This is a genomic window from Phyllobacterium phragmitis (assembly GCF_002980495.1).
GTDB classification, from domain to species: Bacteria; Pseudomonadota; Alphaproteobacteria; order Rhizobiales; family Rhizobiaceae; genus Paramesorhizobium; species Paramesorhizobium phragmitis.
The window spans coordinates 1-12375 of record NZ_PVBR01000031.1; the positions used below are offsets into that span (position 1 = coordinate 1).

Genomic DNA, 12375 nt, shown 5'->3' on the forward strand with positions numbered 1-12375 from the left:
CGAACTGAGCGCACCTGCCGGCAACACCGTCACCGGCACGCTCATTATGCCCTTCGGCCTCGCGCTCGATGCCGGCGTGACCTTCCAGATCGACGACAAGCCTGCGATGCAGCCTGTCCGGTTCAGAACCTGCTTGCCGGGCGGCTGCCTGGTCAATGTCAGCTTCGACGACGCGACGCTCGTGGCGCTGCGTGCGGGCGCGGCGCTTAAACTCACGGCAACCGCCGATGGCGGCGCCGCCATGCCATTCACGATCTCGCTTCAGGGCTTCGGCACCGCCCTCGACCGGGTGGCTGCGCTGTCGCGTTGAGATCGGTTGGAACTCTCGCTATCCTTTCCAGGGCGAGAGTACGAGATCGCGGCCTACAATGATCCTGACCGGGGAGCCGGGGCGAATGGTGAGGGTGGGCTGGATGTTAGCCGACCGCTGGACCACCTGCTGACCCGCCTGATTGATGCTGTCCGCAGCCCCGGTGCGTAACGCCTCAAGCAACGAGTTTTCATCGCTTGATGACCCCATCTGGGTCCCTACGGAGAGAAGCGTCGAGAGCGCCGCGGCCTTGAACAATTCGCCCCAATGATAGTCGACCTGGTCCTCGAGGCCGGAGAACCCGGCTGCGTCCGCCCCAGACAAGCGCTCGAGCACGATGGCGTTCCGGACAAGACCAAATCTGATGGGGGAATCAATTCGCCGCACCACACTTGCGGGTAACTGGAAGGCGGTGTTCCGCGTGGCCGGCGCGCGTACCTCAGTGGCCGAGGATCTGTCTGAGGAACAGCTTGGTGCGCTCGTGCTGCGGGTTGTTGAAGAATTCCTTCGGCTCGTTCTGCTCAACGATCTGGCCCTGGTCCATGAAGATCACCCGGTTGGCCACCGCCTGCGCGAAGCCCATCTCGTGGGTGACGCAGAGCATCGTCATGCCCTCCTCGGCCAGTTCCACCATGGTGTCGAGCACCTCCTTGATCATCTCCGGATCAAGCGCCGAGGTCGGTTCGTCGAACAGCATGATGCGCGGGCGCATGCACAGCGATCGCGCGATCGCCACGCGCTGCTGCTGGCCGCCCGAAAGCTGGCCGGGGTACTTGTTCGCCTGCTCCGGGATCTTCACCTTTTCGAGGAAATGCATCGCCGTTTCCTCGGCCTCCCTGCGCGGCATCTTGCGCACCCAGATCGGCGCCAGCGTGCAGTTCTCGAGGATCGTCAGGTGCGGGAACAGGTTGAAGTGCTGGAACACCATGCCGACCTCGGAACGGATCTTGTCGATGTTCTTCAGATCCGAGCTGAGTTCGGTATCGTCCACCAGGATGGTGCCGGACTGATGCTCCTCCAGCCGGTTGATGCAGCGGATCAGCGTCGATTTGCCTGAGCCCGAGGGTCCCGCAATCACGACCCGCTCCCCCCGGTAGATGGAAAGGTTGATATCCCGCAGCACGTGGAACGCGCCGAACCACTTGTTCATGTGCGAAATCTGGATCGCGATCTTGTCGGACACCTGCATCGGACCCGGCGAAGGCTGAATCCGGGTGGCGTGCTTGGTCATGGCGGTCTCCAGCGCTCAGTCCGGGAAAACGTGGCGCGCCATCGCCGTAGCGCGGGCGCCGCTCAGGGCCGCGTGCTTGTCGGCCAGCCATGCCAGTTGCACATCGCTCTCGATCGACTCGGGGAATTGCTCGCGCACCGCGAGGATCGCCTCGCTCAGCGGCAGACCCTGCTCCAGCAACAGCCCCGCCGCGATCATCCCCGATCGCCCGGCGCCATAGTGGCAGGACAACGCCAGCGTTCCGCCGGACTGCAGGATATCATCGATCCGGCCGGCGACTGTCTCCCAGCCGGCAGCGAACCTGTCGCCGGGCACCTGATAATCTGCGATCGGCAGGTGCAGCACGCTGATATCCCTGTCGGCGCAAAGATCCTGCAGGACCTCCATCGCCCCCGGGGGCAATTCCTCGGGCTCGACCAGAACGATCAGCACATCACAGCGTTCGAGCGCGGGATGGACGAGTGTCGCGCGCATGCGTTCAGGATCGATATAGGCATCACCGGTCACTGCGAAGGCCAGCCCGGGAAAGCCCATCGTCACGATCCCCCCCCCTTTCGGGACAGCGATCTGCGCACGAATGCTGGTTTCGAGATCCATGAGTTGCTCGCGCAATTCCGGTGAATACTTCTGCGACTCCCTAGTACGCATCTATTGCTAACCTTTTTTGGGGATTTGGAGAATTGCCGCGTGGACTTCCAGTGTCCGCGCGGCAGCGGATCCGCTCAGCGGATCGGGTAGGCATACATCAAGCCGCCATCGCTGGTCGCGGCATTGACGGTTTCCGCGCGCACCAGCTTGAACGCGGTGTCGGGGCCGAGGTTGCGGTCGAACACCTCGGAATAGGAACCGACCTGCCGGATCACCTGATAGGCCCAGTCGGCGGGCAGACCCAGCTTTGCGGCCATGTCGACGGTGGCGCCATCTTCGGCGAACAGGCGCTGAACCGCCTGCGGCTGGCTGTCCAGATCGCCGACGATATCATCGACATTGGCAGAGGTGATCCCGTATTCGTCGGCGTTCAGCATGACCTGGAACGCCCAGAAGACACTGCTCTCCAGGTCCTGATCGGGCTGGGTCACAAGCGTCAGCGGCTCGTTCGAGATCACTTCCGGCAGAATTACATACTCCTCTGGGGTCCCCGCAAGCTGCCGGTCGGAGCTCAGAGCAGTCACGTCCGAGGCATAGACATCGCATTTGCCCGAAAAGAAGGCTTCGAGCCGCGCAGTCTTGTCGGCGATGTTCTCCACCCGGTAGTTCATGCCACGGTCGGAAAACCAGTCAGCCAGCGTGAGCAGCGTGGTAGAGCCGTCCTCGGCGCAGACGGTGGCGCCTTCAAGCTCCCGCGCGCTCTGCACGCCCAGCGATTTCGGCACCATGAAACCCTGGCCATCGTAGAAGGTGGTGACGACGAAAGCCATCCCGGGATCGGCATCGCGGGTCCCGGTGACGGTGATCGAGCGCGACGCCATATGCCCACCTTTGGCCACCAGGGTCTTCATGGAATCGGAGAAGCCGACACCGCGAATATCGGCCTTCCCGGCATCCCCGAGAATGGCGGCGGCGGCCATGCGGCAGAAGTCGGTGTTGAAGCCCTGGAAGACGCCATTGCTGTCGGGGGCGGAAAAGCCCGGCGATTGCGGGTTCACGAGACAGACGAGTTTATCGTTCGATTTGATTTCGTCCATGACCTGCCCGGCCTGAACGGATGTGGTGCTCATCGTGGCGGCGACTGCCGCGGAGAGGATGAGCGAAGCAACCAGGGATTTCATCGTGAATGTCCTTTTGTCTGACGAGGTCTGAGGTTGCGGTATCAGCGATCTCTCGCATAGCACATGTATACAGGTATATTTAAACAGTTTTGCGACAACGATCCCACTTTTCCGGCCTCGGGAACATTTTTCCCCACCTTTGCCTGTATTTCAGGCAGCGACGCGGCCGGAACGGTGGCGAGGGAGGGCACGGCCGGTGGCCGACAGGAAGGCGCAGGAGACGAAAAACCACAGCCCGACGATGAAATACGCCTCCAGCGTGTATTCGCGCCAACCGGGGTCAGAGGACGCCATGCGCGCGGTCGCGGTCAGGTCGTGGATGCCCAGCACCACCACCAGCGACGTATCCTTGTAGGCGCCGATGGTGCTGTTGACGATCGACGGCAGCGCGCTACGGATCGCCTGCGGCAGCAGCACCCGGATCATCAGCGCCGGATACGCCAGCCCCAGGGCCCGCGCGGCCTCGGCCTGCCCTGTGGGAAGCGCGCGCAATCCGCCCCGCACGTCTTCGGCAAAATACGCCGCGTGGAACAGGATCAGCGCCACCAGCGTCGCCCCCACGGGCGAGATGCGGGTACCCGGCGGCAGCATCATTGGCAACACGAAGACGCCGACAAAGAGAAAGGTCAGCATCGGCACGCCCCGCGCGATCTCGATATACGACGTCGCGAAGCGCGACAGCACCCGGTAGCCCGTCTGTTCCCGCGCCAGCGCCAGCAGCACCCCCAGCGGGAAGGCCAGCGCGATCGCCACGACAGATAGGATCAGCAGCACCGGCAGCCCATTCCAGCGCACACTGTCGACCGGCGGCAGGCCGCCAACACCACCCGCCATCAGCACGAAGGTGACGATCAGCGCCACCACCCAGATCAGAACCGCCTGGCGCACCGACAGCCGCAGCCCGCGCCCGGTCATCTGCAGGCCGGTCTGCACCGTCAGCGCGCAGAGCATCGCCGAGGCCGTGGCCGGCCGCCAGATCTGGTCGTGCGGATAGGTGCCGAACAGGATGAACTGCAGCTTTTCGACGATGAATGGCCAGCAGATCCCGGTTTTCCGGCCACATATCTCCACCGGCTGCCATGGCCAGACGGCGCCGATCAGCAACCAGTTCAGCGCCATCCAGGCCATTGGTACGCCAATCGCCAGCGCCATCAGCGTCCAAAGTGCGGCGAGCGGGGTTCCGAATGCGTCTGTCAGGAACCTGCGTGTCCGGGAGATCAAGGCAACGGGCATCTGGCTATCGTCCTTCGGTGCGGCGCAACCGGTCGTTGATCCGGTTCAGCGCTGTGGTGACAAGAAGACAGATCGCCAGGTAGATCGCCATGGTCAGCGCCATCATCTCAAGCGGGCGAAAGGTCTGGTTGATGATCGTCCCGGCGACCGACATCAGGTCCGAATACCCCACGGCGATCGCGATAGAGGTGTTCTTGATCAGGTTGGCGTATTGATTGTTCATCGAGGGGATGACGATCCGGATCGCTTGCGGCAGCACGACAAACCGCATCACCTGCCGGGGCGACAGCCCCAGTGCGAGCGCCGATTCGATCTGGCCGCGCGAGACCGACTCGATTCCACCGCGAACCACCTCACCGATCTGCGCCCCATGGTAGAGCCCCAACGTGGCCGCGATCACCATGAACTGTAGCGAGACCCTGCCGCCGCCCTGATAATCGAACCCCGCCAGTTGCGGCGTCGACCAGACCAGCGGAACCTGGAACAACACCGCCACACCCACCGGCAAACCAACGACAAGCGCCAGGGCAAAGGGCCAGAAGGCGGGCGCGTTGCCGTTCGCCTCGCGCATCCGGGTCAGTGTGCGGTGTTGCAGGACGCTCAGGGCCAACCCCAGCAGGACCGCCGCGATCAGCATCCACTGACGCCCGTTCCAGACCGGCAGCGGAAAGTAGATCGAGCGATTGGAAAGATGCACCGGCCCGAGCGAAATCGCCTGACGCACATGCGGTAGGCCATTGACGGCGGCAACGAACAGAACCAGCAGGATCAGCAGCTTGGGAAGGTTCCGGAACAGCTCGACATACCACAGCGCCAGCCTGCGCCCGACCGGGCTGGGCCCGACGCTCATCAGGCCGATCAGGAGCCCCACCAGCGTGGCGAGAATCAGGCTGACCACGGACAGAAACAATGTGTTGAGCACGCCGGCAAGGATCACCCGGGCGTAGGAATCCTCCGGTGCATAAGCAATCAGCGCCTCGCTGACATCGAAGCCCGCGGTCTGGCTCAGAAAGCCGAAGCCCGGCCTGATCCCGGCCCTTTCCATATTGGCCAGAACGTTCAGGACCAGCAGCGCCGCGAGTGCGGCCACGATCGCCACCGCGGCGATATCCCATAACGGGAGCTTCCGCGGCAGCGGAGGGGGAGGACTTGGCGAGATCATGAAAAGCCTTTAGTGTTCCGAGCTAATTGCACCTGTATACAGGAATATCATAACTCTAGAAAGGCCGCCGGAGCACAAAATCGAAACAAGGCGGAAGAAAAGCGAAGACCCATGCACAAAGCGACCCAGGCCGAGACCACGCTCGATGCGATCCGCAGGACAATCTGCATCAACGGCTACGAGGGCGATACCGTTCTCTACGAAACCGAACTGGCGACCCAGTTCGGCATGTCCCGCACGCCGATCCGGCAGATCCTGCAGCGCCTCGCCTACGAGCGGCTCGTGTTCACGAAATCCGGCGTCGGAACGGTGGTGACCCCGCTGGTGCCCGAGGACAAGGCGCGGGATCTGACGACGCTGAGCGGGCTTGTCGGGGCAATCCTCTTGCACGATCTGCCGGCACTGAGCGTCTCGCAGCATTCCGACGTGGTTGCTCTGCACGGGTTCGCCCGGGCACTGGAGCCGCAGGACGCGGAGACTCACTATGAACTGCTGTCGCGCCTGCATGCTTGCCTGACCGGCCTTATCCCCGACCCGATCCTGCGCGACGCGTTTTCCGCCGGGCTCTGGCGCGCGATCCGCTGGTACATGCGCGATCTCTCGTGCGCGCCGGAACGGACGGCGACGTTCCTGCGCGACCTGACCGTCGACACCGCGCAATATCAGGAGCGCTCGGCTTCCGACCTGTTTCAGCGCCTGCGCCAGCATATCGCCCCCTGAAGCCGCGGCCCGCTCAGCCATTCTGCATCCGCCATAGCTGCGCATAGCGCCCGCCCTGCCCTAGCAGCGCCGCATGCGGGCCCTGCTCCACAATCTCGCCCTTTTCCAGAACGATGATCCGGTCGCACTGGCGCATGGCGTTCAGCCGGTGGGCGATCATGATCGCCGTGCGCCCTTCGAGGATCTGTGGCAGGTTCTGCAGGATCGCCGCCTCGGATTCATAATCGAGCGCCGACGTCGCCTCGTCGAAAATCACGATGGCCGGATCGGCCAGCAGCGCGCGGGCAATGGCGATCCGCTGCCGCTGCCCGCCCGAGAGAGCGCCGCCGCGCTCGCCCACCTGGGCCTCGTACCCGCCGGGAAGCGCGGTGATGAACCCATGCGCCCCAGCCCGCCGCGCCACCTCCTCGATCCGCGCCTGCCCTGCGCCGGGATCGCCGAGGGCGATGTTCTCGCGCACCGATCCGTTGAACAGAAAGCTCTCTTGCAGCACGACCCCCATCTGCCGGCGCAGCATCGCTGGATCCGCCAGCGCGAGGTCCACCCCGTCGACCAGCACCTGCCCGCTTTGCGGCACATAGAGCCGCTGGATCAGCTTGGTGATCGTGCTCTTGCCCGACCCGCTGAGCCCGGTGACGCCGATCTTCTCGCCCGGCCGGACATGCAGGCTGAGCCGGCGCAGAACCTCGGCGCCATCCACGCTGTAGCGAAAGGTCACCTTGCGCAGCTCGACCTCGCCCACGATCTTTCCCAGCGAACTGCGCCCCGGCGCCGCCAGCGGTTCGGCGGGATGGTTCAGGATATCGCCGATCCGGCGGATCGACACGCCGACGTGCTGGAAATCCTGCCAGATCTGCGCCATCCGCAGGATCGGCATGGTGACATGGCCCGCCAGCATGTTGAACGCCACCAACTGACCGATGCTCAGATCCCCGGCCATCACCATCCGCACCCCGAACCACAGCAGCAACGCGCTCAGCACCCGCTGCACCAGCCCGATCGCCCCGCCGCCCCAGTTGCCCATCATGGAGGTACGAAACGAGGCGCGCAGATAGGCGGCCAGCCGGTCTTCCCACTCGCGCCGGAACCGGTCGCCCACCGCCAGAGATTTCACCGTCTCGATTCCTGTCACCGCCTCGGTCAGGAAGGCGGTATTGTCGGCATTCCGCTCAAAGCTCGTCTCGACCCGTCGTCGCAGCGCCGGAGCGATCACCGTCCAGATCAGCAGATAGACCGCCAGCGACGCCACCACCAGCCAGGTCAGCTGCGCCGCATAGCGGAACATCACCGCAAGAAACACCCCGACGAAGGCCAGATCCAGCACCAGCATCAGCGCCGATCCGGTGAGAAAATTGCGGATCCCGTCCAGTTCGCGCACCCGGGCGATGATGTCTCCGGTCTGCCGGGTCCGGAAATATGACAACGGAAGCGAGACGAGATGGCGATAGACCCGCGCCGACAGCTCTGAATTCACGCCGCTGGCGAGGTGGCTGAACACCAGATTGCGGAAATAACTCATCAGCGGATCGAAGACCGCGATCGCCAGCATGCCGATCACCAGCACATCGAGGCTCTGAAGCTGGCGGCTTACCAGCACGCGATCGATCACCAGTTGCGACAGAACCGGCGACACCAGCGCGAACAGCTGCAGACAAAGCGCCGCGATGATCACCCGCCGGAACCGCGCCGCGTGTTTCAGGATCGAGGGCAGGAACCACGCAAACCCGAAGCCGCCATCCGCGGCCAGCGTCCCGGGCGCCCGCGCCAGCAGGATCGCCTGCGGGGCAAAGCGCCGTTTCACCTCCTGCGGCGGAACATGCGCCTCCTCTCCGGTGAGCGGATCGCGGATTGTCAGCCCACCGGCCCCCGCAGAGACCACCACCGTGAAGGCACCGGCATCGCCCTTAGCACCGGTATCCCGCGCGCGCAGCAGCATCGGCGTGGGCAGCCGGTCCAGCCGCTCCGCCCGCAGCGCCATCACATCGGCGCGCAGGCCGATCCGTCGCGCCGCGCGCAGGATGTCGATGGTCTCGAAGGCGCCCGTCGTCTTGCCGTGGAAATGCCAGATCTGCATCGCGTCGCAGGGCAGGTCCAGCAGGGCCGCCGCAGCCACCAGCCCCTGCAGGCCGCTGTCCAGCCGCGGGGTTGCGGGCGTGCCATCGTTCTCGCGGGCGATATCAAAGAGATATTCGGCGGTAAGGCTCATCTCATCGCTCCCGCAGCGCCATCGACTGGTACTCCTGCAGCGGGCTCAGCAGATAGTCGATCACCCGGCGCTCGTCGGTCCGGATCTCGGCGGTCAGCTCCATACCGGCCGAAAGAGGAATCGCGCCATCATCGGTGCTGAAGCTCAGCCGGTCCAGCCGCACCCGCGCCGGGTAGACGAGGCCGAGCGTCTCGTCGGAAACCGAATCCCTGGAGACCTGCAGCACCTCGCCGGTGATCGTGCCGTACTTGGTGTAGGGGAAGCTCTCTACCTTCACCTGCACCGGCTGGCCACGACGGACGAACCCCGCATCCCGGTTCAGGATGTTGACCTCCGCCTCCAGATCGTCGGTTTCCGGCACCACCATCATCAGCGCCTGTCCGGCCTGCACCACGCCGCCGATGGTATGCACCGCAAGCTGCTGCACGACGCCATCGACCGGCGCTGCAATGGTCTGCATCCGGGCGGTCTCCTGCGCCTTGATCAGCTCCTGCCCGAGCGCGCCGAGATCGGCGCGGCTCTGTTCCAGACGCTGCAGCACGCTTTGGCGCCATTCGGCCTCCTGGCGGGCATTCTCGGAAACCAGCGTTTCCTGCTGCACCTGCAGCACCGCCAGCGTGTCCGTCTGCTCGGCAAGAGTGCGGCGCTGTTCGACCACCTGCTTCTGAAGGGTCAGCAGATCCATCCGCGCGTAGATGCCCTTTTCCGCCAGTGGCTTCATCGAGTCGTGGCGATCCTGCGCGATCCGAAGTAACGTCTCGGATTCCGCTACGGAATGCGCCGAGGCCAGTTGCTGTGCCGCGATTTGCCGGAGTTGCGACAGATAGGTCTCGCGCGCGGCGGTGCGGGCGAGCCATTCCCCCTCCAGATAGGTCAGTGCCTGCGCCTTCTGATCCGCTGCCAGATCGCCCCGCGCGGCAAACTCCGCAACCGGATCGTCCGACAGCAGGGCCTCAAAGCGGGCAACGCTGGCGGCGTTGCTCTCCACCTGCCGTCTCAGCCGGTCGAGATCGGCGCGCGCGGAGGTCGGGTTCAGTTCAACCAGCACCTCACCGGCCCGCACCGTCTGGCCATCGCGCACGCGAATATCCGTCACCACCCCGCCCGCCGCCGCCTGCACCGTCTTGGAATATTGCCCGACGATGACACGCCCCGGCGCGGTCGCGATCACATCCAGCCGGCCGCGCACTGACCAGATCAGCGCCCCGGCGCAGAGCAGCATGATCGCCAGCCCCAGTAGCCGCCCGACCCGCGAGGGCGGGCGTTCGAGGATCTCCAGATAGGCTGGCAGAAACTCCAGCTCCAGCCGCCGCCGCGAGGGGCCCTTCGCCTCCCCACGCTGCCCGCGCCAGGCGGCCAACAGTGCGCGCAGATGCCTGCGGCGCCCCCTCTGCTCGCCATGCGCCGCCTGCCCTGTCGCCCTGCGCGCCATCTCAGCCCTCCGCCCTTCCAATTGCCGCCGACATGCGTCCCAGCGTCAGCGTCTGTCGTGGCGCGGCGCTGGACGTGTCCCGCGCGCGCCCGGTTTCGCCGGTCTGCAACCGACAGAGCCGTGCATAGGCCCCGCCATGTGCCAGCAGCGCGCGGGGGCTGCCCGCCTCCACGATCCGCCCATTGTCCAGAACGAAGATCCGGTCGCAGTCCCGCACCGTCGACAGCCGGTGCGCGATCATGATCACCGTGCGCCCGGCCCGGATTCGCTCCAGCCCCTGTTTCACCCGCTCCTGGGACTCGTCGTCGAGCGCGCTTGTGGCCTCGTCGAGGATCAGCACTGCGGGATCGTTCAGCACCGCGCGGGCAATGGCGATCCGCTGCCGCTGCCCGCCCGAAAGCGACGCCCCCCCTTCCGCCAACACGGTGTCGTAGCCGTCCTTCAGCTCCAGTATGAACTCATGCGCACCGGCCAGCCGCGCCGCCCCGATCACCTGGTCCAGCAGCGCCGCCGGGTCGCGGAGGGCGATGTTTTCCCGCACCGAGCGGTTGAACAGGTAATTCTCCTGCAGCACCACGCTCATGCGCTTGCGCAGCGCCACCGCGTCGACGCCGGCCAGATCTATTCCATCAAGCCGGATGCGCCCCGCCGAGGGCAGGTAGAGCTTCTGTATCAGCCGCGCCACGGTGCTCTTGCCCGACCCCGAGGCCCCGACGAAGGCCACCATGGACCCGGCCGGGATATCGAGGCTGAAATCCTCCAGCACCGGCGGCCGATGCGGCGCATAGGCAAAGCGCACCGCCTCGAAGGTGATACCCCCGCCGAGCTTTTCCGGCAGGCCGGGCTGGGTATCCGAACGCTCGGCGGGGGTATCCAGCACATCCCCCAGCCGGTCGATCGACACCCGCGCCTGCACGTAATCGCGCCACAGCTCTGCCAGCCGGGTGATCGGCTCGCTGACATGGGCGGCCATCATGTTGAAGGCGATCAACTGGCCGATCGACAGCTCCAGCCCGATCACCATGCGGGCGCCGACCCACAGCACCAACACAAGGGTAATGCGCTGGATCGCGGCGACGAGGCTGCCTGAAACCTGCATCAGCCTTTGCACGAGAAAGTTCGAGGTGACGAAATTCTGCGTCTGCGACTCCCAGCGTCGGATCAACTGCGGTTCCAGCGCCAGCGCCTTGACGGTCTCGACGCCGGTCAGGGTCTCGGTGAGGAAGGCATTGTTGATCGCGCCGTCGCGAAACATCTCTTCGATCCGGCGTTGCAAACGCGGCGTCGTGAGATAGGCCAGCGTGAAATAGCAGGGCACCGAAGCCGCCACGATCGCCGTCAACAGCGGCGAATACAGGTACATCACTGCGAAGAAGATCAGCGTGAAGCCAAGGTCGATCAGCAGTGTGTTGGCCGCCCCGGAGAGGAATTCGCGGATCGTGTCCAGCTCGCGCAGCCGCATCACCGTCATGCCGGTGCTGCGCGACTGAAAGTAGGAGATCGGCAGATCCATCAGCCTGTCGAACAACCGCGCGCCCAGCCGGGCATCGATCCGCGTCGTGGTCTGGCTGGCAATGTACTGACGGACGCATTTCAGCAGCACCTCCAGCACCGCGACCAACACCAGCACCGTCACCAGCACATCCAGCGTCGAGCCCGCCTGGTAAAAGATGACCTTGTCCATCACCACCTGAAAGAAAAGCGGCATCAAAAGGGCCATCAGCTCCAGCATCGCCGAGGCCGCCATTACCTCGATCGCAAGGCCCCGGTAGCGCAGGAATTCGGGGATGAACCAGGTGATGTCGAACGGGCGCAAGGCCTGCCGGGTGGTACCGCTGCCCCGGACCTCCAGCACCTCGCCGGACCAGATCCCGGCAAGCTCCGCCGGCGACAGCGCGACCGGGCTCTGCTCTCCCGGGGCGAGCACGAGCGCATGCTCCTCCGTCAGCCGGGCCAGAACCCGCCAGCCTCCGTCCCCGGTGCGAAACGCCAGCGGCAGTCGCTCTGGATCAAGCCGTGCCAGTGGCAGCCGCCGGAAGACGGCCCTGAGCCCGAGCGCCCTCGCATAGGCCTTGCCGGCGCTCTTGGCCGGGTGCTCCAGCAGCGGCACCGCCGCCTCCTGCGCCGCCGCCTGATCCTCCACCACCCGCTGCAGACTGGCGAGGATCAGAATGCATCCGAGCAGCAGTGGCGTCCCGGCCGGGCCGGCGCACTGCACCGGGTCTGCCGTATCGAACTGCCGAGGCTGTTGCGTCATCCGCTGTGTCCTTGCCGGGCTGCCGGGTGCCGTCGATACCTGCCGGGCGATTCCG

At 65.2% G+C, this 12375-nt stretch carries 10 protein-coding genes and 1 pseudogene; 2 read left to right on the forward strand and 9 right to left on the reverse strand.

The window, feature by feature from the left end; genetic code table 11:
- The coding region (locus C5748_RS25105; RefSeq protein WP_199194898.1) for an invasion associated locus B family protein at positions 1-310 on the forward strand (310 nt) is incomplete at its 5' end.
- 18 nt (positions 311-328) lie between these two features.
- Here C5748_RS25105 and C5748_RS29080 read toward each other — a convergent pair.
- The 6 genes and pseudogenes from C5748_RS29080 to C5748_RS25135 form a co-directional block, all read right to left on the reverse strand.
- Positions 329-655: pseudogene (locus C5748_RS29080) on the reverse strand (TraB/TrbI/VirB10 family type IV secretion system protein); the annotation flags it as partial.
- A gap of 94 nt (positions 656-749) precedes the next feature.
- On the reverse strand, positions 750-1499 hold the full coding sequence (locus C5748_RS25115) for an amino acid ABC transporter ATP-binding protein (protein WP_158259930.1): 750 nt from the start codon (positions 1497-1499) through the stop codon (positions 750-752).
- A 57-nt stretch (positions 1500-1556) separates the two neighbouring features.
- Positions 1557-2189 (reverse strand): protein-tyrosine phosphatase family protein, encoded by a 633-nt coding sequence (locus C5748_RS25120; protein ID WP_146119621.1) that lies wholly within the window; start codon positions 2187-2189, stop codon positions 1557-1559.
- 74 nt (positions 2190-2263) lie between these two features.
- The gene (locus C5748_RS25125) at positions 2264-3310 is read right to left on the reverse strand and encodes a type 2 periplasmic-binding domain-containing protein (protein WP_105745471.1); all 1047 of its coding nucleotides are present in this window, start codon (positions 3308-3310) and stop codon (positions 2264-2266) included.
- A 150-nt stretch (positions 3311-3460) separates the two neighbouring features.
- Positions 3461-4543 (reverse strand): amino acid ABC transporter permease, encoded by a 1083-nt coding sequence (locus C5748_RS25130; RefSeq protein WP_105745472.1) that lies wholly within the window; start codon positions 4541-4543, stop codon positions 3461-3463.
- A gap of 4 nt (positions 4544-4547) precedes the next feature.
- Positions 4548-5642: an amino acid ABC transporter permease gene (locus C5748_RS25135; RefSeq protein ID WP_158259926.1), complete on the reverse strand. Its 1095-nt coding sequence runs from the start codon at positions 5640-5642 to the stop codon at positions 4548-4550.
- Between the two features lie 174 nt (positions 5643-5816).
- Between C5748_RS25135 and C5748_RS25140 the strand changes: the two genes are divergently transcribed.
- On the forward strand, positions 5817-6425 hold the full coding sequence (locus C5748_RS25140) for a GntR family transcriptional regulator (protein WP_105745476.1): 609 nt from the start codon (positions 5817-5819) through the stop codon (positions 6423-6425).
- A gap of 13 nt (positions 6426-6438) precedes the next feature.
- On the opposite strand, the gene C5748_RS25145 is transcribed toward C5748_RS25140, so the two are convergent.
- The 3 genes from C5748_RS25145 to C5748_RS25155 are packed head-to-tail and all read right to left on the reverse strand — an operon-like array spanning position 6439 to position 12320.
- Complete coding sequence (locus C5748_RS25145; protein ID WP_105745478.1) at positions 6439-8631, reverse strand: type I secretion system permease/ATPase; 2193 nt, start codon at positions 8629-8631, stop codon at positions 6439-6441.
- A gap of 1 nt (position 8632) precedes the next feature.
- Entirely contained in the window at positions 8633-10063 is a 1431-nt protein-coding gene (locus tag C5748_RS25150) for an HlyD family type I secretion periplasmic adaptor subunit (RefSeq protein ID WP_105745480.1), read from the reverse strand.
- A 1-nt stretch (position 10064) separates the two neighbouring features.
- Positions 10065-12320, reverse strand: coding sequence for a peptidase domain-containing ABC transporter (locus C5748_RS25155; protein ID WP_158259927.1), 2256 nt, complete (start codon positions 12318-12320; stop codon positions 10065-10067).
- Positions 12321-12375: the final 55 nt, after the last annotated feature.

What these genes read in the sequence shown, in the direction of transcription:
- C5748_RS25115 (WP_158259930.1), bottom strand. Translation starts at nt 1,499, where the DNA reads ATGCAGGTGTCCGACAAGATCGCGATCCAGATTTCGCACATGAACAAG.
- C5748_RS25120 (WP_146119621.1), bottom strand. Translation starts at nt 2,189, where the DNA reads ATGCGTACTAGGGAGTCGCAGAAGTATTCACCGGAATTGCGCGAGCAA.
- C5748_RS25125 (WP_105745471.1), bottom strand. Translation starts at nt 3,310, where the DNA reads ATGAAATCCCTGGTTGCTTCGCTCATCCTCTCCGCGGCAGTCGCCGCC.
- C5748_RS25130 (WP_105745472.1), bottom strand. Translation starts at nt 4,543, where the DNA reads ATGCCCGTTGCCTTGATCTCCCGGACACGCAGGTTCCTGACAGACGCA.
- C5748_RS25140 (WP_105745476.1), top strand. Translation starts at nt 5,817, where the DNA reads ATGCACAAAGCGACCCAGGCCGAGACCACGCTCGATGCGATCCGCAGG.
- C5748_RS25145 (WP_105745478.1), bottom strand. Translation starts at nt 8,631, where the DNA reads ATGAGCCTTACCGCCGAATATCTCTTTGATATCGCCCGCGAGAACGAT.
- C5748_RS25150 (WP_105745480.1), bottom strand. Translation starts at nt 10,063, where the DNA reads ATGGCGCGCAGGGCGACAGGGCAGGCGGCGCATGGCGAGCAGAGGGGG.
- C5748_RS25155 (WP_158259927.1), bottom strand. Translation starts at nt 12,320, where the DNA reads ATGACGCAACAGCCTCGGCAGTTCGATACGGCAGACCCGGTGCAGTGC.